This window comes from Methylosinus sp. PW1, assembly GCF_000745215.1.
In the GTDB taxonomy this organism is placed as follows: domain Bacteria; phylum Pseudomonadota; class Alphaproteobacteria; order Rhizobiales; family Beijerinckiaceae; genus Methylosinus.
Map to the genome: position 1 here is coordinate 1,181,747 of NZ_JQNK01000009.1, position 18,146 is coordinate 1,199,892.

At 66.4% G+C, this 18,146-nt stretch carries 18 protein-coding genes; 6 read left to right on the forward strand and 12 right to left on the reverse strand.

Annotated elements, in window-relative coordinates; translation table 11 throughout:
• Positions 1 to 2: 2 nt before the first annotated feature.
• From K369_RS15235 to K369_RS15255, 5 genes are all read right to left on the reverse strand, one after another.
• On the reverse strand, positions 3 to 533 hold the full coding sequence (locus tag K369_RS15235) for a TadE/TadG family type IV pilus assembly protein (protein WP_036292305.1): 531 nt from the start codon (positions 531 to 533) through the stop codon (positions 3 to 5).
• A complete protein-coding gene (locus K369_RS15240; RefSeq protein ID WP_036292307.1) occupies positions 530 to 1,018 on the reverse strand; it encodes a TadE/TadG family type IV pilus assembly protein in 489 nt (162 codons plus the stop codon). Before K369_RS15240 ends, K369_RS15235 begins: the two co-directional genes overlap by 4 nt.
• Positions 1,015 to 3,231 (reverse strand): TadE/TadG family type IV pilus assembly protein, encoded by a 2,217-nt coding sequence (locus tag K369_RS15245; RefSeq protein ID WP_036292309.1) that lies wholly within the window; start codon positions 3,229 to 3,231, stop codon positions 1,015 to 1,017. Before K369_RS15245 ends, K369_RS15240 begins: the two co-directional genes overlap by 4 nt.
• Positions 3,232 to 3,345: 114 nt before the next feature.
• Positions 3,346 to 3,900, reverse strand: a complete 555-nt coding sequence (gene rsmD / locus K369_RS15250) for a 16S rRNA (guanine(966)-N(2))-methyltransferase RsmD (protein ID WP_036292311.1) — start codon at positions 3,898 to 3,900, stop codon at positions 3,346 to 3,348.
• Positions 3,901 to 3,903: 3 nt separating this feature from the next.
• Positions 3,904 to 6,270 (reverse strand): pseudouridine synthase, encoded by a 2,367-nt coding sequence (locus tag K369_RS15255; RefSeq protein ID WP_051949330.1) that lies wholly within the window; start codon positions 6,268 to 6,270, stop codon positions 3,904 to 3,906.
• Between the two features lie 182 nt (positions 6,271 to 6,452).
• Here K369_RS15255 and K369_RS15260 point away from each other — a divergent pair, with 182 nt between their 5' ends.
• Positions 6,453 to 7,754, forward strand: coding sequence for a UDP-N-acetylglucosamine 1-carboxyvinyltransferase (locus K369_RS15260; RefSeq protein WP_036292313.1), 1,302 nt, complete (start codon positions 6,453 to 6,455; stop codon positions 7,752 to 7,754).
• 140 nt (positions 7,755 to 7,894) lie between these two features.
• Here the strand turns inward: K369_RS15260 and K369_RS15265 are convergent, their stop codons facing one another.
• The gene (locus K369_RS15265) at positions 7,895 to 9,070 is read right to left on the reverse strand and encodes an IS4 family transposase (RefSeq protein WP_036289774.1); all 1,176 of its coding nucleotides are present in this window, start codon (positions 9,068 to 9,070) and stop codon (positions 7,895 to 7,897) included.
• Positions 9,071 to 9,222: 152 nt separating this feature from the next.
• Between K369_RS15265 and K369_RS15270 the strand changes: the two genes are divergently transcribed.
• Positions 9,223 to 9,663, forward strand: a complete 441-nt coding sequence (locus tag K369_RS15270) for a nucleoside deaminase (RefSeq protein WP_036292315.1) — start codon at positions 9,223 to 9,225, stop codon at positions 9,661 to 9,663.
• Here the strand turns inward: K369_RS15270 and K369_RS15275 are convergent.
• On the reverse strand, positions 9,648 to 10,505 hold the full coding sequence (locus K369_RS15275) for a patatin-like phospholipase family protein (RefSeq protein ID WP_036292317.1): 858 nt from the start codon (positions 10,503 to 10,505) through the stop codon (positions 9,648 to 9,650). The two genes, K369_RS15270 and K369_RS15275, sit on opposite strands and share 16 nt — an antisense overlap.
• Positions 10,502 to 11,386, reverse strand: coding sequence for an alpha/beta fold hydrolase (locus tag K369_RS15280; protein ID WP_036292319.1), 885 nt, complete (start codon positions 11,384 to 11,386; stop codon positions 10,502 to 10,504). Before K369_RS15280 ends, K369_RS15275 begins: the two co-directional genes overlap by 4 nt.
• A 289-nt stretch (positions 11,387 to 11,675) precedes the next feature.
• Here K369_RS15280 and K369_RS15285 point away from each other — a divergent pair, with 289 nt between their 5' ends.
• Positions 11,676 to 11,912 carry a bacterioferritin-associated ferredoxin gene (locus K369_RS15285; protein WP_018264260.1) on the forward strand — a complete coding sequence of 79 codons (237 nt, stop codon included), beginning with the start codon at positions 11,676 to 11,678 and terminating at the stop codon, positions 11,910 to 11,912.
• 34 nt (positions 11,913 to 11,946) lie between these two features.
• Positions 11,947 to 12,423, forward strand: a complete 477-nt coding sequence (gene bfr, locus K369_RS15290; RefSeq protein ID WP_036292321.1) for a bacterioferritin — start codon at positions 11,947 to 11,949, stop codon at positions 12,421 to 12,423.
• Positions 12,424 to 12,493: 70 nt separating this feature from the next.
• Here the strand turns inward: bfr and K369_RS15295 are convergent, their stop codons facing one another.
• Together K369_RS15295 and K369_RS15300 are read right to left on the reverse strand one after the other, a co-directional pair.
• Positions 12,494 to 13,744, reverse strand: a complete 1,251-nt coding sequence (locus K369_RS15295) for an MFS transporter (protein WP_036292322.1) — start codon at positions 13,742 to 13,744, stop codon at positions 12,494 to 12,496.
• A 4-nt stretch (positions 13,745 to 13,748) separates the two neighbouring features.
• Positions 13,749 to 14,366, reverse strand: coding sequence for a helix-turn-helix domain-containing protein (locus K369_RS15300; protein WP_024880925.1), 618 nt, complete (start codon positions 14,364 to 14,366; stop codon positions 13,749 to 13,751).
• A gap of 165 nt (positions 14,367 to 14,531) precedes the next feature.
• On the opposite strand from K369_RS15300, the gene K369_RS15305 reads away from it, so the two are divergent.
• Complete coding sequence (locus K369_RS15305; protein ID WP_051949331.1) at positions 14,532 to 15,377, forward strand: UDP-2,3-diacylglucosamine diphosphatase; 846 nt, start codon at positions 14,532 to 14,534, stop codon at positions 15,375 to 15,377.
• Complete coding sequence (locus K369_RS15310; RefSeq protein WP_036292324.1) at positions 15,377 to 16,468, forward strand: glycosyltransferase family 1 protein; 1,092 nt, start codon at positions 15,377 to 15,379, stop codon at positions 16,466 to 16,468. The genes K369_RS15305 and K369_RS15310 overlap by 1 nt, the downstream gene beginning before the upstream one ends.
• On the opposite strand, the gene K369_RS15315 is transcribed toward K369_RS15310, so the two are convergent.
• Together K369_RS15315 and K369_RS15320 are read right to left on the reverse strand one after the other, a co-directional pair.
• Positions 16,418 to 17,419 carry a hypothetical protein gene (locus K369_RS15315; RefSeq protein WP_156967943.1) on the reverse strand — a complete coding sequence of 334 codons (1,002 nt, stop codon included), beginning with the start codon at positions 17,417 to 17,419 and terminating at the stop codon, positions 16,418 to 16,420. The two genes, K369_RS15310 and K369_RS15315, sit on opposite strands and share 51 nt — an antisense overlap.
• Before the next feature lie 95 nt (positions 17,420 to 17,514).
• On the reverse strand, positions 17,515 to 18,114 hold the full coding sequence (locus K369_RS15320; RefSeq protein WP_051949534.1) for a nucleotidyltransferase family protein: 600 nt from the start codon (positions 18,112 to 18,114) through the stop codon (positions 17,515 to 17,517).
• Positions 18,115 to 18,146: the final 32 nt, after the last annotated feature.

Genomic DNA, 18,146 nt, shown 5'->3' on the forward strand with positions numbered 1-18,146 from the left:
GCTCATGACTTCAGCTGCAGCGCCGTATAGCTCGGCGTCAGCAGGCTCGACAGCAGAGCGTTCATCGATTTGGGGAAGAACGCCAGGCTATGCGCATAGGTCGCCGTCACCAGAACGGCGGACTGTCCGTTGGAGAAGGTCGCCTTGATGAGATTGGTCTGCGCGGTGGAGAGCGTCGCGCCGGTCGGATAGGCATAGACGATCGTCGGCGAGGTCGCGCCCATGGTGATCTGAAACATCTGCAGAGTGAGGCTCGAGGCCTTGATCTGCGGGGCGACATTGCCGAGCGCATAGGCCGGCGTGTAGAGCGACATTTCCGTCGAGCAGGCGCCGACCGGGGAGTCCGCGCAATCGGCCCAGGCGATCGCATATTGCGTCGCGATCCGATTGACCGTGTTGTAGACGACATAAATGCGGCCAAATTCGGTGACGCCGGCGATGATCACCAAGATGACCGGCGCGAGCAGCGCGAACTCCACAGCGGCGAATCCGCGTCGATCCGAAAAGCGCGCGACGAGACGTCGAAGGCTCATTTGCTCTTCCGCCTGACGATGGCGCTGGAGCGCACATTGGCGAGCGCGCCGAATCCCGGCGCGAAGACGATCGCTGGCGCCTGCGCGCGCAGGACCAGCGGATCGCCGGCGGCGCCATAATCCGGCGTCGTCTCATCCGTCACCGCGACGGCGCCCGAGTCGAGCCGCCACAATGGACGAAGATCGACGAGCAGATTGGCGTTGTTCTTCACCAATCCGCCGCCGCCGGAGGCGACTTTTCCTTTCAATGCGGCGGCGTCGATATAGGTTGGCGTCGCCTGCGCGAAGCTCCTGCGCAGATAATCGGCGGCGCTGTTGACGCCCGCGTCCAGCGACGTCTGCGTGATATAGAAGATCGACACTTGCGCGATCCACAGCACGAGAATCAAAAAGGGCGTCGCCACAAAGGCGAACTCCACCGCCGTCGCGCCGGAGCGCGCACGCGCGAAATCGCGCGCCGCGTCGCGGAAGAAGCGCCGTCTCATAGCGTCGACGCCGGCACGGTGATCGGATCATTCACGATCTGAAATCCCGAGAATGTCGAGATCGATCCGGGCGTGACGCTCGGCGTCGGCAATTTCACATAGGACGAAGGCGCGCCGCTCATCGATGGGCCGCCGAGCGCCGTGAGCTTCACATCATCGAGGGCGCCGCCGAATTTCTCCGTCGTCGTCCCGATCGAGGAGAAGGTCAGCCAATAGAAGCCCGGCTTGGTGACGAGCACATTGGCGGTCCGCGTCTGCCAGGAGGTGGCGTAGGCGCAAAGGTCGATGAGCGGATTGACCTGCGCGGAATTGTAGCTGGTGAGGCTGACGCCATCGGGCGCGACGGTCGGCGTCGTCGTCGTCGTTCCGTCGGGATTTGTGTAAGAGGTCGTCGAGGAGAGCGCGCCGCCGACGACGGGCGTGCTCGCGAGCTGCCCATGCGACATGAAGACGCCGACATAGCTGCTGCTCGCATCCACCGCCGTTGCGGCAATGCTAGCGTTGATGCGCGAGGTCACATTCGACACCGATCCCGACGGCAGGCTCCAGCTGCTGGTTTGCGGCATGGACAGGCAATAAGGATCGGCGAGCGGCGTGGGGAGCGACGGCAGCTTCGCGTCAGAGATGTAATAGTACGAAACCTTGTAATAGCCCGGATCGAGCAGGAAGCCGCGGCTGATGAGCCTGTGCGCCGTCGTCCCGGTCCCGCCCAGTTCCACCGACTGCGCGCCGACAATGGCCGATTTCATCACATAATCGAGCTGATTGATCGGCGCCGCGCCCCAGCCGCTCGCGGTCTGATTGGGCCAGCCGCTGGAGGAGCCGCTCGTGCCCGTGCTGGTCGTCATATTGCCGGACGTGTTGATATAGGCGCCGGCGCCGCTCGTCGAATAGCTGTAGGTCGGGCTGTCGAACTTGTCCTCGAACAAGACCGTCGACGCCGTCCACGGAAAATTATCCGTCACCGAGCCGGAGCAAGTGCCGGTGCATAGGCGAACGTCCGCGATGGCGCCGCCATAGGAGTCGCCGGCGCCGTCGGCGGCGAAGCTCAGCCAATAATTGCCGGGCGTGTTGACATAGATGCGCACGCTGCGCTCGACCCAATCGAAATTGCCCGAGTAGACGCAGACGTCGATGAGATTGGAGCCGCCGAGATTTTGCGCGCCGTCTATGGTCTGATGCAGCGGCGGCGTTCCGCTCGTGTTGGCGTCGAGATAGACGTTGATCTGATTGGTGCGCAGCTTGCCGGTCGAGGTCGTCGTCGTCGAATTGCTGATGTACGTCGAGTTGGCGCTGGTCGCAAAGGAGACGTCGCTCGCTGTCGATCCGCAGATATAGGTCGGATCATAATTGGGATATTTCACGCGCGAGTTGTAGAAATAGCGCAGCTCGTAATTGCCGCCAGCGAGATATTGCATCGTCGATATGGACGAATTGCCGCCTGTGCCCGATCCATTGTCACAATCGAGCTCGGCCGTGTTGAACGCGCCGGCGGGCACGGCGTTGGAATAGACCTTGGAGTCGACCTCGAGGCAATGGCCGAGGATCACCCATTTGACGCCGGTCGAGCCCGTGTAGCCCACCGTCGAGGACGACACATTCGTCGGCGTGGAGACGGTATATCCCCAAGTGCCGATCGCGACCTTGGTTCCGGGCGCCGCATAGAGATAGCCGCAGGCGCTGCTGCCGGTGCAGCCGGTCACGCCGAATGTCTCGGTGAGCACGGTCGCCGAGGCGGTGCTGGACGGCGGCTGATCGATAGTGGCGATGGTGTCGAAGCAATGCGAGGTCGCCGAGATTTTGAACTGCGTGGCGTTCAGAAATTTCGAGAAGGCCGTCTTCACATTGGTCGACAGCGTCACATCGGCCGCGCCGCTCCCCGAATAGGAGAAGGGCGCCGTATTGGTGAGCGCGACGCCGAGCCTCTGCGCGCCGATGGCGTTGCCGATATAGGCGTTCACCTTGCTGCTATAGGCGGTGACGTTGGTCCCGCTCACCAGAGCGACGACGCTCGGCCGCGTGGCGAATTGACAGGCCATCAGCGCCGTCTCGGAGAGCTTCTGCCGCGCTTGATAGAGACGCATGAGATCGACGCCGCCGACGACGCCGGTCAGAATCGCGAAGCCCATGAGACCGAACAAGATCGCCACCTGGCCGGCGTCGTTTCGGAAAAACGCGCGCGCCGATGCGCCCCGTCGTCTCTTCGTCGTCATACGCACCCTCTACGCAGCAATACGCATCTACGTAGAGAAGGCGGCCGAAACCTTGAGGAAGGCTGAATCGGCCCCCTCGAGTTGGGGTGCTTCTTACGAAAAAGCCTAAGCTTTTTATGAACGCCGCGCGACGACGATCTGCGTGTCGCCATAGCGGCGGCGCTCTTCCTCGACGATTCCCTCGGGCAGAGAGAGAGGGGCGTCCGCCGCCTCCTCGATGACGATCAGCGCGCGCTCGGCGAGCCAGCCGCCTTCGACGAGCGAGCGCAGCGCGCGCGTGGCGAGATCGCGCCCATAGGGCGGATCGAGAAAAGCGAGCGTGAACAATTCGCCCGGCGGCGCGAGGCCGAGCTTGGTCGCGTCACGCCGAAAGACGCGCGTCACGCCGCCCGCGCCCAGCGCCTCGACATTGGCGCGCAGCAGCGCGCGCGCCTCCGCGCCATCGTCGATGAAGAGGATCTTCCCGGCGCCGCGCGACAAGGCCTCGAGGCCGAGCGCGCCCGTGCCGGCGAAGAGATCGACGACGCGCGCGCCCGGAACCGGATCGTCATAGGCATGGGCGAGAATGTCGAAGACGGATTCGCGCAGGCGATCCGACGTCGGACGGATCGCCTGCGATTGCGGCGTCTTCAGCACGCGGCCGCGAAAGCTGCCCGCGACGATGCGCATAGGCTAGCGCGGCTTGCGCGGCGCGCCGCTGGGCTTGCGCGGCCCTTTGCCGCCCGGTCCGCCTCTGCCCGGAGCCCCTCTGCCCGGCCCCGCTCTGCCCGGCCCTTTGCCGGCCCCGCTCCGCGGGGGACCGCGACGCTCGCCGTCCCCGTCACGACGCGGCGGGCGAGCCTCGCCTTCCTTGCGCGGTGCACGCTCGCGACGCGGCGCCTCGCCAGAGTCGAAACGCTTGCCGGCGCCCTTGCCCGCGAAGCTCTTGCGCTCGCCGAAGCTCTTGCCGGCTCCGAAGCTCTTGCCGGCTCCGAAGCTCTTGGCCGCGCCAGCGTTCTTGCGCTCGCCACGATCGAAACGCTCCGTCCGCTCGCTGCTGCGCGGCCGCTGCTCCGCCCCCTCGCGACGGGGCGGACGACCCTCGCCCTCACGACGCGGCGCGCGCTCACGGCGCGGCCCATCCCCAGCGCTGAAACTCGCCCCACGACGCTCGCCACGATCGAAACGCTCCGTCCGCTCGCCCCGCGGACGCTGCTCCGCGCCCTCGCGACGCGGCGGACGACCCTCGCCCTCACGACGCGGCGCGCGTTCACGGCGCGGCCCATCGCCGGCGCTGAAGCCCGAACCACGACGTTCGCCACGATCGAAACGTTCTGTCCGCTCGCCCGAGGATGCACGGGCGGCCGCTCCTTCGCGACGCGGCGGACGACCCTCGCCCTCACGACGCGGCGCGCGCTCGCGGCGCGGCCCGTCGCCGGCGCCGAAACTCGACCCACGACGTTCGCCGCGATCGAAACGCTCCGTCCGCTCGCCCGAGGATGCACGGGCGGCCGCCCCCTCGCGACGCGGCGGACGACCTTCGCCCTCACGACGCGGCGCGCGCTCGCGGCGCGGCCCATCACCGGCGCTAAAGCCCGAACCACGGCGTTCGCCACGATCGAAACGTTCTGTCCGCTCGCCCGAGGATGCACGGGCGGCCGTCCCCTCACGACGCGGCGGACGACCTTCGCCCTCGCGACGCGGCGCGCGCTCGCGGCGCGGCCCTTCGCCGGCGCCGAAGCTCGACCCGCGACGCTCGCCGCGATCGAAACGCTCGGTCCGTTCGCCGGCGCGCGGCCGCGCAGCGGCGCCATCGCGACGCGGCGGGCGTCCCTCGCCCTCGCGCCGAGGGGCGCGCTCGCTCCGCTCGAATCGCTCCTTGCGCTCGCCGGAAACGCGCGCGGGCCTCTCCTCCCCCTCGGTCCGCTCGGCGCGGAAACGGCGGGCGTTGCGCGTCGTCGCCGGCTCCTCGGCGCGGCGCACGGGCACGATCTTCTCGACCGACACGGCCCGGCCCTTGCGGTCGCTGGTGGCGGCGCGCTCTATGCGGGCGCGCGGGCCTTTGCCGCGCGTTTCCTCACGTTCGGCGCGCAGGGTCGTGACATGCTTGCGCGTGCGCGTCTTGGCGCGCTGACGCGCCTCCTCGGCGGCGACATGCGGCGGCTCGTCCGAGTCGCGGCGGGACGACGAAAAATCGACGCCGGCCAGCTCGGCCAAGCCCTTGCCGAGCTGCTCGCGCAAGGTCTTCAGCCGCACCTCCTCGACGACGCCCTCCTCCAGCTCGCCGAGCTGAAACGGGCCGAAGGAGATGCGAATCAGCCGATTGACGTCGAGCCCCAAATGCTCGAGCACGCGCTTGATCTCGCGATTCTTGCCCTCACGCAGCGCCATGCTGATCCAGACATTGGCGCCCTGGACGCGATCGAGCTTGGCGTCGATCGGCGCGTAATCGACATCGTCGACGGTGACGCCCTTCTTCAACTCATCGAGTTGCGCCTGGTCGATCTCGCCATGGGCGCGCACGCGGTAACGCCGCGTCCACCCCGTCGCCGGAAGCTCGAGCGTGCGCGCGAGGCCGCCGTCATTGGTCAGCAGCAGCAGGCCTTCGGTATTGATGTCGAGCCGCCCGACGCTCACCAAGCGCGGCAGATCGGGAAAGCGCTCCTCGAGGAAGCCGAAGACGGTCTCGCGCCCTTCCGGGTCCTTGGCGCTGGTGACGAGGCCGGCCGGCTTGTGGAACAAAAACAAGCGCGTCGGCTCGCGCTCGGCGAGCGGCTGGCCGTCCACCTCTATGCGGTCGCCCTCCTGCACATTGAAGGCGGGGCTGTCCAGCACGCGGCCGTTGACGGAAACGCGCCCTTCCGCGACCCAAATCTCGGCGTCGCGGCGCGAGCAAGCGCCCGCGCGCGCCATGACCTTGGCGATGCGCTCGCCCTCGAAGGCGCTGGCGGCGGCGTCGGGCTCGGCCGCGGGCGGTTTTTTGGCCGGGGCGCGGCGACGCGGCGGCTGGTCGCCGCCGTCCTTACGGCGGGCGGGTCTTTCTGGCTTTTTGTCGGTCATCACGCCCTGATAGCAGGTCGCGGGGCCAAAGAGAAAGGCGCGACGGCCGCTTTTTCACTCGTCATTCGCCATGAATCCGAGTTATGGCCTCGAATCCACGTAGGGAGTCGCCCGCCGCCCCGCGAAAGGCGGCCGCGGTCCCCTATTTCGGCGCATAGAGACAACAGACGTCTGGAGGCGGTATGGCTCATCTGATCGTGCATGGCGGACGTCCGCTCAGCGGCAGGATCATCCCTTCCGCGAATAAGAACGCCGTGCTGCCCATTCTCTGCGCCACGCTGCTGACCAGAGAGCCGCTGCGCATCCATGGCGTGCCGGAGATCACGGACGTCAAGAAAATCCTCGAATTGTTTCGCACGCTCGGCAGCGACGTGCGGATGGATTTTGCGACCGGCCTGCTCGAGCTGCGCCATGAGGACACGCGCTTCGACCCGTCCATTCATCGCCTGCCGGCGGAGATGCGCTCCTCCATCATGCTGGCGCCGCCGCTGCTGGCGCGCTTCGGCGTCGCCCGCATAGAGGACGATGTGAAGGGCTGCACGCTCGGCGCGCGCGAGATCGACCCGCATATAGAAGTGCTGAAATCTTTCGGCGCGACGATCGAGCGCAGCGACGATTCGCTCGTCATCCGCTCCGACGGCCCGCTGCGCGCGACGCGGCATTGGCTCGACTACGCCTCCGTCACCACCACGGAGAATTTCGTGCTGTGCGCGTCGCTGGCGAGCGGCCAGTCCAAGCTCAACAACGCCGCCTCCGAGCCGCATGTGCAGGAATTCTGCGCCTTCATGGAGACGCTCGGCGCGCGCATCTCCGGCATCGGCACCTCGCAGCTCACCATAGACGGGGTCGATTCGCTCTCCGGCGGCGAGTTCCACCTCACGGAAGACTTCCACGAGGTCGCGACCTTTCTGGCGTTGGGCGCGATCACCGGCGGTGGCGTCGAGGTGAAGAATTCCGCGCCCGATCAGTTTCCGCTGATCGACCGCACCTTCGCGAAATTCGGCGTGCATGTCGTCCATGAAGACGGCTGGTCCAAGACCAAGGCCAATGGCCCGCTGAAAGTGGCCGAGCCCTTCACCCGCAATGTGCTGCAGAAGGTGGAGGCGGCGCCCTGGCCCTATCTGCCGGTCGATCTTTTGCCCATCTTCATCGCGCTCGGCGTCAAGGCCGAGGGCAGCGTGATGTTCTGGAACAAGGTCTATGACGGCGCGCTGGGCTGGACCGGCGAGCTCTCCAAATTCGGCGCGCATGTGTTTCTGTCGGACCCGCATCGGCTCATCGCCTTCGGCGGCAAGCCGCTGGTCCCGGCGCAGGTGGAGAGCCCCTATATCATCCGCGTCGCCATCGCTCTGCTGATGCTGGCGGCGAGCATAGAAGGGCGCTCGATGATCCATAACGCGACGCCGATCAAGCGCGCGCATCCGCGCTTCGTCGAGAATTTGCGCATGCTCGGCGCGGAGGTGGAATGGACCGGCGGAGATTGAGGGGAGAAAGCTTCCTGCGCGCCCCCTCCCCGGCCCTCCCCCGCTTCGCGGGAGAGGGAGAAGATTGCGCGCTTCATCGAGATGATGCGAAACGCCCGCCGCTCCCCTCTCCCGCAGAGCGCACGGCTGTCCGGGGAAACTCAGGCATAGATCATCTCGATCTGGCAGTCGGACTTCCACCGGCTCGGCACGCGATATTTGGGCGGCGGCTCGTCGATCGATGCGACGGGCCGGCGCGCGAACAGGAAGCGGCCAGCCAGCTCGGCGAAGCGCAGCGGCGGCAGAGTGACGCCGTGGCTGTGCGCGGCGATGCGCAGCAGCAGGAAGGCGATCATCGCCGCCAGCAGCTGAAGCTTGATGGCGTTCTCGTTCTTGCCCAAGAACTTGCGGATCGAGAGATGCTGCTTCAGCCAGCGGAACAGCAGCTCGATCGCCCAGCGCGCCTTGTAGAGCGCGGCGATCTCCACCGCATCGCGGGTCATGTCGTTGGTGATCACCTCGATGATCGGCGATTTCGTCCGGCTCGCCGCGTCGCGCTCGATGCGGATGCGGCGCAGGCGCATCCGCAGCTTGGAATCGCCCTTGCTGGCCAGCGCGACCTCGCTGTCCGCGAGCACGGTGAAGCCGTCGCCGCGGGTCTTATCGAGCGGCCGTTCGGCGACGACCTTCAAGCGCGTGTTGGTCTTTGGCCGCGTGACGAAGAGCGCCCCGGCGTCGTGAATGCCCTTCCACCATTTGAAATCATAATAGCCCTTGTCGAAGACATAGGTGGCGCCCGCCTCGATCGGCGTCTTCTTGCCGATGGTGACATCATTGACATTGGCGAGCGTCACCTCGACGCGATAGGGACGGTCGGCCCCGCGATCATAGGCGACATGCATTTTGAGCCCGTGGATGCGGCCGTTGGAGCGGGCGAACGCATGGAACTTGCTCAAAGGGATGGGGGTCGAGTCGATGAGGCGGAGCATCTCGGCTCCCTCGCGCCGCGTCTTGCGGTCGAGCGTCGCGGCGAGCAGAGCGAAGAGATCGGCGAAGACGGCGACGGGCCGGCGGGCGCTGGCTTCGGCGAGCGTCGAGCGCGCGAAACGCCCGACGCCCAGGTGATAATGCCCATTGGCCTCGGCGTTGAAGGCGGCGACGAGGGCGCGCAGGCTGACGACCGCGCCCAGCTGCGCGAAGATCAGCGCCACCAGATGGCTCCAGCTCCTGAAGGATTTGTCGTAGGCGTCGCCGCCGTGACGATCCACGATCTTCTGGAAGCTGCGACGATCGATCGGTTTGAGAAGCTCGACGAAGACGCTATTCTCGAGGCGCATGTCCGGCTCTTTCTTTCTGAGTCTCGACAACCAGAAAGTACCCCGAAACTCTCGGGAAAGCCGGGCATGCGCCCGCGACCTATCGACTCATTCCCCGGACAGCCGTGCGCAGAGCGGGGGAGGGTGAGGGAGGGGGCGCACGGCCATGCGCGATGACCGACCCCCTCACCGCCGCCTTCGACGCCGCCCGCGAAGCCTTCGCCGCCAATGAGGTCCCCGTCGGCGCCGCCATAGCGCGCAATGGCGAGATCATCGCCGTCGCGGGCAATCGCACCTTGCGCGACAAGGACCCCACAGCTCATGCGGAGATGCTCGCCATTCGCGCCGCCTGCGCGACGCTCGGGAGCGAGCGGCTCGCCGATTGCGATCTCTATGTCACGCTCGAGCCCTGCGCCATGTGCGCGGCGGCGATCTCCTTCGCGCGCATTCGCCGGCTCTATTATTCGGCGGAAGACTTGAAGGGCGGCGGCGTCGATCATGGCGCGCGCTTCTTCTCGCTGAAGACCTGCCATCATGTCCCTGAGGTCTATGGCGGCTTGCGCGAGAGCGAGGCGGCCGAATTGCTGCGCGCCTTTTTTCAGGCGCGGCGCTGAAGCGAAAGCCGCGCGGCGGCGCTCTGCAATCCTTCGATCACCTGCGCGCGGCAGGCGTCGCCCGCCTCGAAGATGCGCTTGGCCTTGAAGAGATCGAGCGCGAGATATTGATTGACCGCGGGCGAGATCAGAATGTCGGGCGGGCTCTCCTCGATCATGCGCTCGCTGATGGCGTTCATCATGATCTGGCTGGCGACGATGATCGTCTCGATCGGCGAGGGCGGACGATTGCGCGCGCGCCCGCTCGCCGTTCCCGAGACATCGACGGCGAGCACGATATCGGCGCAGCCGACGAGATGATTATACGGCAGCGGATTGACGAGGCCGCCGTCGATCAGAAAGCTGTCGCCATAGGCGACCGGCCGCACCAGGCCCGGAATCGCCATGGAGCCGCCGACCGCCGGGCGCAGCAGTCCAGACGAGATCGCCGCCTCGCGGCGCAGGCGAAAATCCGTCGTCACGGCGGTGAAGGGAATTTGCAGCGCCTCGAATGTCTCCGGCATGCCCTGCGGCCAGAAGGCGTCGAGGAAACGCTCGGCGTCGATCAGCGCCGGATGCGCGAGATCGGAGAAGGTGCGCGCCCGCCGTCGCGCCCGCGAGCGCAGCAGGCGCCGCGCGAGGCGCATGCGATTGCGGAACGCCGCCTCCGCATGGGCGCGCAATTGCGCGCCGGAAAAGCCCGCGGCGTAAGCGGCGCCGATGATCGCGCCGATCGACGTGCCGGCGATGGCGCAGGGGCGAACGCCCAATTCGTCCAGCGTCTCCAGCACCGAGATATGGGCGAGGCCGCGCGCGCCGCCGCCGCCGAGCGCCACGGCGACGCGGAAAGGAAATTCGCTCACAGAAAGAGGTCGAGCGCGGCGAATGTCGCCTCGGGCGCCTCCTCGGCGAGATAATGGCCGCTGTCGATCTCGGCGCCGCGAAGATCGTCCGCCCATTCGCGCCATTGCGCGAGCAGAGCGTCGCCCTGGCCGGAAAAGCTCGCCGCGCCCCACAGCGCCAGAGTGGGAACGACGATCTTCTTCCCCGCCGCGCGATCGGCGAGATCGAGCGCGCGATCCGGCCCCGCGCCGGCGCGAAAATCCTCGCAAAATGCGTGAATGCGCGTGGGCTCGTCGAAGGCGGCGAGATAATGGGCGAAGGCCCGCGTATCGAAAGCGTCGAGCGTTCCGCTCTTGGTTCCGCTCGCCAGCGCGTCGGCGAGAAAGCCTTTGGGATCGAGGCCGATCAATTGCTCGGGCTTGGGCGCCGGCTGCGACAAGAGCCGCGCGCGGCCGAGGCGCGCGAGATTTGCGTCGCCGAGCGATTCCTCGAGCGGAGCTATGTCGAGCAGAGCGAGCTTCTCCAGCCGCCCCGGATGATCGAGCGCCAGGCGAAAGCCGACGCGCGCGCCGCGATCATGGCCGATGAGCGAGAAACGCACATGGCCGAGCTGCTCCATCACGACGATGACGTCCTCGCCCTGCGCGCGCTTCGTATAGGCCTCGCCTCGATCGCTCGCGGGCGCGGAGGACCAGCCATAGCCACGCAGATCCATGGCGACGACGAAGAAGCGCTCGGCGAGCCGCGGCGCGATCTTCGCAAAGGCGACATGCGTTTCGCCGAAGCCGTGCAGCAGCAGCAGCGGCGGACCGGAGCCGCCGGAGCGGACGAAAATGGAGCCGGCGGGCGCATCGATCCAATGCGAGGCGAAGCCGGGATAAAGATCAGCGAGATCCGACATCGGTGCTCAGCCCTTCCGTTCAAGGCGCGAAGATTCGTCCAAGGTCTTTCTTCGCGCGAAAGATTTTCAAAAGAGGCGGGCGCGAGCATGCTCCAGGTCTTGCCGCCTCTCTTATCCACAACAAATAATCTGGCGCGGCCGAGCGGCCGTGGCGCGCGATTTGCGAAGTCTCCGTGATCCCCGAGGCCGCTGTCGGAAAACCGACAAAGGCCTCTAGCCAGAACCGGAATGGTACGTTAAGCTACTGAAATCACAGCTAGTTTACAACCCTTCCAAACTAGGTGCGGAGATGATCGTCTGCTCTTGCAATGTGCTCTCGGACGGGCAAGTCCGCGAGGTTCTCGGAGGAAGATCGGATCGCCCCAGCGTCGGCGCGATCTTCCGGCATATGGGGTGCGAGCCGCGCTGCGGCCGATGCGCGCGCAACATCAGCGCGATCGTCGATCAGCATGCGGCGATCCCGTCCGATCATTGCAGCGGAGCCGGCGAATGCGATAATTGTCGGGCCGACGAATTGGCTGCATGACCCGGTCCGCTCTGGCCGGGCGGAAGGGGGAACCATGCGCGGTGACGCGAAGCTCATCGAATATCTGAACCGCGGCGTCCGCGCCGAGCTGACGGCGATCAATCAATATTGGCTGCATTATCGCATTCTCGATAATTGGGGCTTCAAGGAGCTCGGCAAGAAGTGGCGGCACGAATCCATCGAGGAGATGGAGCACGCCGACAAATTCGTGCATCGCATCCTCTTCCTCGAGGGCTTCCCGAACATGCAGAGCCTCGATCCTCTGCGCATCGGCCAGTCCGTCGAGGAGATCATCCGTCTCGATCTCGCCACGGAAGTCGACGCCCGCGCGCTCTATCTCGAGGCGGCGGCCTATGCGCTGTCGATCAACGATCGCGTCAGCAAGCTGCTGTTCGAAGAGGTCGTCGAGAGCGAGGAGCGCCATATCGACTTCCTGGAGACGCAGCTCGAGCTGATCAAGCAGCTCGGCGTGCAGCTCTACTCGCAAAAGCACATCGGCGATCTCTCGTAAGGAGAGATCGGCATCGACGCCCGAGCCGGGAAAGACCGGCGCGGGCGTCTCGCCCCGACGAGCCCGCTTGTCAGGCGCGTGAATGCTCGGGTTCTGCATGGGCGCCCCGCGCCGCTTCCCTCCGGGCGTGACGGCCGGCGCAGAGATGCGCCACCGCGAAGGACAGCAGCAGGCCGAGAAAGGCCACCGCCGCCATCGCCAGATAGGCGCGCTCCCCCGCCTGCGCATAGAGCGGCCCGGACAGGAAGGTGAGCAGGCTGTTGCCGCCGGCGATGGCCGCCGCCAGCCAGGCTTGCGATTGCGCGAGGCGCTCCTTGCCGCCGAGCTCGGCGAGCAGATAGGCGGGGCCGATCTGCACCGCCGCGCAGGAGGCGCCATGCAGCGCCTGGGCGAAGAAAATCCCAAAGGGGCCGGGATCGGCCGACATCAGCAGCCAGCGCAGCACGGCGCCGATCGCGCCGACGAGCAGAAAGGCGCCCGCTTTCGATTCGCCGCCGAACCAGCGGGCCGCCATCAGAAAGACGACCACCTCAGTGGCGAGCGCCGCGACCCAGGCGAAAGAGACGAAAGTGTCGCTATGGCCCTGCTCTTTCCAATGCAGCGCGCCGAATGTGTTCACCATCGAATGCGAGCTCTGCACCAGCGCCGCGGCGACGATGACCAGCGCCACCAGCTCCGGCCGCGCGATGCGGCCGAGCGAGCGTCGCTCCTCTCTCGCTCCAGACGAGCCGAAGCCGATCAGCGAGCCCATGCAGGCGAGGCAGGCGAAGGCTCCGACCGCGGTGAGCAGCCAGACGATATCCTCCACCGCCAGCGCGCCGGCGACCGGCCCGCTGACGGCGAGAAAGACGAGGATCGACATAGAGCCCCAGCCGCGCACCCAGGAATAATGCAGTTGCGGCAGGCCGGTCTCGCGTCGGCGCCGGGCCTCGCCGAAGGTGACGCCATCGGCGAGCGGCGCCAGCGGCCCCTGCGCCAGCGCCACCATTGCGCCGGCGACGAGCAATGCGAAGAAGCCGGTGGAGAGCCCCATCACCGCATAGGCCGCGGCCACGGCCGCCATGCAGCCGACGAGCAGAGCGCCATGATCGCCGCGCCGATCCGCCCGGCGCGAGGCGAGCAGCATGGAGCCGATGCGAATGACCGGCTGCACGGCGAGAACGGCGGCGATCTCGAAAGCGTCGAGCCCGCGCGCCGACAGCCAGATCGAGAAGAAGGGCAGCTGGACCCCGACAATGGCGTAGATGGAGGCCTGCAGCAGCGACAGCCTCAGCTCCGCATGGCGCCCGGCCGCCGTCTCGGCGCTCGGCAATTTCGTCAAATGGTCACTCCATCGCGGCCGCTTTTAGAATGCAGACCATGGTTGCATGGGCGGCGCTCCGCCCCAGATTGCGGATCACATGCGGGCGGTCGCAGCGGTAACGCAGCGTCTCGCCAGCGCGCACGATCTCCTTGGCGCCCGCGACCTCCACCTCGAGCTCGCCCTCGCGCATGGACAGGCTCTCGACAGAGCCGCGCTGATGCGCGTCGGATTCGAGAACTCCCCCCGGATCGGCGGAGAATTCATAACATTGCAGCCATTCTACGGTCTTGATCCATCCGATGATCTCGAGCCGGCACTTGCCGTCGTCGGAGACGAGAATCGGCGTGTCGGCTCGGCTCGTCTTCTCGAGGAAGGGCTCGTCCTCCGTGGTCTGAAGCACACGCTCGATGGACACATCGAGAGCCTGGGCGAGGCGCCAGATCGTGGCGAGCGTCGGATTGGTCTCGTTGCGCTCGATCTGGCTGATGATCGATTTGGCGACGCCGGACTGCTGGGAGAGCTCCGACAGCGACAGATTATAGGCCTTGCGCAGACGCTGGACAGTCGCGCCGAGCTGGCCGGACAAAGCCAAGGCTCCGGCTTCCAGTATCTTCTGCTTTTCCCGGCCTTCCACCCCCATGACGACCGCTCCTTTCGACATGATCGCGTAGATAGTCGAATTCGTTCGAAATATCGAACGGGAAATTCGCCACGACTCCGCGCGCCTCGCGCGGTGTCATCGTTACGCAACAAGAATCTGGTGGGAAGGAGACGCTGCGGCACAAAAAGAGGCGGGCGCGTCAAAATGACCGCAATCGATTCATTGGCCGATTCGCAGAGCGCCAAGCGCTTCAGGACGCTGTTCCTGTCGGATCTCCATCTCGGCACGAGAGGGCTTCAAGCCGAGCTTCTGCTCGACTTTCTGAAGCATCACGACGCCGACACCATCTATCTCGTCGGCGATATCGTCGACGGCTGGCGCCTGAAGGGCGGCTGGTATTGGCCGCAGGCGCACAATGACGTCGTGCAGAAGCTGCTGCGCAAGGCGCGCAAGGGCGCGCGCGTCGTCTATGTGCCCGGCAATCACGACGAATTCGCCCGCGACTACACGGGCATGGAGTTCGGCGGCGTCGAGGTCGCGGACACCGACATTCACGAGACCGCCGACGGCAAGAAAATGCTCGTCATCCATGGCGATCAGTTCGACATTGTGGTGCGTCACGCGCGCTGGCTCGCCTTTCTCGGCGACTGGGCCTATGAGGCCGCGCTGTTCGCCAACACCTGGGCCAATCGCGTGCGCCGCCTGTTCGGCGTCGATTATTGGTCCTTCTCCGCCTGGGCCAAGCTGAAGGTGAAGAATGCCGTGAACTTCATCGGCGATTTCGAGCAGACGCTGGCGGCGGAAGCGGCGCGGCGCGGCGTGGACGGCGTCGTCTGCGGCCACATTCATCACGCGACGATCCGCCACATAGAGGGCATGCTCTATGTGAACACCGGCGATTTCGTCGAGAGCTGCACGGCGATCGCCGAGCATTCCGACGGACGCTTCGAGATCCTCTATTGGCGCAAGACCGCCAAGGAGCAGGAGGCGGCGGCCGAAGCCGCCGCGCAGCAGCCGCCGGCCCTGCCGCAGGCGAGGGCCGCCGCCTGATGCGGATATTGATCGCGACGGACGCCTGGCGTCCGCAAGTCAACGGTGTCGTGCGTTCCTTGGAGGCGATGGCGAGCGCGGCGAGCGCGCTCGGCGCGTCGATCGATTTCCTGACGCCGCAGGATTTCTCCTCCATCCCCATGCCGACCTATCCTGAAATTCAGCTCGCCTTCGCCTCGGCGGGAGCGGTGGCGAAGCGTCTGGCGCAAGGCTACGACCACGTCCATATCGCCACCGAAGGGCCGGTGGGCATGGCGACGCGCGCCTGCTGCCTGCGCCAGGGGCGGCGCTTCACCACCAGCTATCACACGCGCTTTCCCGAATATATTCACGCGCGCACGCGCTTTCCCGTCGGCGTGACCTATGCGCTGCTGCGCCGCTTCCACAATAGCGGCGCGGGGACGATGGTCTCGACGCAGACGCTGGCGCAGGAGCTTTCCGCGCGCGGCTTCCGACGGCTGATGCGCTGGTCGCGCGGCGTCGATCACCAGCTCTTTCACCCCGATAAAGCGGTCGACCTCGGCTATCCGCGGCCGCTCTATCTCTACGCCGGCCGACTGGCGGTTGAGAAGAATATCGAGGCCTTCCTCGCGCTCGATCTGCCGGGCACCAAGCTCGTCGCCGGCGACGGGCCGGCGCGCGCGGCGCTCGAGGCGGCCTATCCGCAGGCGCGCTTTCTCGGCGTGAAGACCAGCGCCGAGCTGGCCACGCTCTACGCCAGCTCGGATGTGTTCGTTTTTCCGAGCCGCACCGACACTTTCGGAATGGTGCTGCTGGAGGCCATGGCCTGTGGCCTGCCGGTCGCCGCTTTTCCAGTGGCGGGGCCGCTGGATGTGGTCGGCGCGAGCGGCGCCGGCGTGCTGAGCGAGGATTTGCAGGCGGCCTGTCTCGCGGCGACGGAGATTTCGTCCGACGCGCCGCGCGCCCATGCGCTGACCTTCACTTGGGAGGCGAGCGCGCAGCAGTTTCTCGGCAATGTCGCGCTCGCGCATCAGAACGGCGTGGATGCGGCGGCTCAGGCGGCCGCCGGCAAGGCCTGCTCAGCCAAACAGCCGAAGCTTTTCGTGCAGGGAGAGATGATCGAGCCGTGACAGCGCCACGAGGCGCGGATCGACCGGCCCCGCCGGCTCGGTCTTCGCCGGCGTGGTCTTCGGAAGGCTGATCTTGGGCGAGCCGGATTCGCGCGCGCCGAATTTGGGCGCATCGATGCGGGGCGCATCGAACTTGGGCGCATCGAGCGCGGGCGGCGCAGTCTCCTCCGGCAGAATCGCGCGAGCGACGAATTCCTCGAACACGATCTCATTGGACGCCGGCTCGGCGGAAGCGGCAGATTCGGCAATCTCTATCGCCTGCGGCGGCTCCTCCATCTGCGCGACGCGCTCGGGCGCGGGCTCGAAAGCGACAGGCTCAAAAGCGACAGGCTCGGGCTCGGAAGCGACGGCCTCGACCTCGGTCGGCTCGGCGACGACAGCGTCCACCTCGAAGGATACGACCGAGACCGGCTCGGCGTCGATGGGCTCCGGCTCGATCGCCTCCGCCTCAGCGAGAGTCTCGACCTCGCCGATTTCTATCGGCTCATCCGCCGCCTCGATCTCGAGAATCGCCTCGACGCGCTCCTCTTGGATTCGATGCGGCTCGTCGATGATCTCGATCGTCGCGGTCTCGATGATCGCGCGCGGCGCCTCTTCCGGCTCCGCGACGGGCGCGTCGAGCAATTTGGAGAATTGCTCGACCAGCGCATCGGCCTGCGCGCAGAGCTTCTCCTCGACGCCGCTGGCGCGCAGCGTGCGCGCGAACTCCTGCGCGCGCTCGACGAGGCGGCGCGGCAGGCGCCAATCGGAGGCGGCCTCCTGCTCCTCCGCGCGCGCGGCGACGCGCTCCAGACGATCCACCGCAAGCACGAGCCGCTCGGTCTCCTCGGCGCGCTGACGGCGCGCATATTCGAGCAGGAACCAGCGGCCGCGGACGGTCTCCATCACCGCGGCTTCAATTCTCTCATAGTCTTCGGGATAGAGTCCGGTGGGCGGGGCCGGTAGGTTCATAGGCGGTCCTTGCGGGACAAAGCGCCGAATCAGCGCCTGCTCAAGGAAAGTCTGCGACGGCGTTTTATGCAAGCGCGAAAACGCAATCCCACGTATCACACGGGCGTTTCGGCAAGCGTGAGAAAAGTCCAGCGCGCGCGAAGGCTCGCAGCTTTCGCCGCGAACAGCTCCGGTCGCAGATTGAGCGGATTGGGGCGCAGCACGCCGGCGAAGAGATCGTCGAGACGCGCCGGCGCATAGAGTTCCAGCGCGCCGTCCACACAGCGCGCGGCGACGCGCGTGCATTCGATCAGAAAACGATCGACGCCATCGGCGCTGCTGCGCAGCTGCGGATAGCCCGGACCGAAGCGCTCGCCGTACCAAAGATGCACGCGCGCCTGATTCTTCAAATCGACGCGGATCGGAAGATCGGCGAAGAGCGCGCGGGCGCGGCGAATAGCGCGATCCTCCGCCTCATAGGAGAGATCGTCGTCGAAATAGAAAATGTCGTAATCGAATATGTCCTGCGTCGCCGGCCGGCCGCTGTCCAGATTCCAGACTGTCTGGAACAGGCAGCCGGCGACGAGCCAGGCGTCCGCGAGGCGAAGGCTCGGCAGACGCTCGAGGATGACGGCATTGTGCGGATTGCGCTGGATCGCCGTAGCGAAACGCTCCTGCGCCTGCGGCGCCACGGGTCCGAGGGGAGGCCGCGTCATCTTCTCCTCCGATTTCGCGCTCGCCGCGAAGC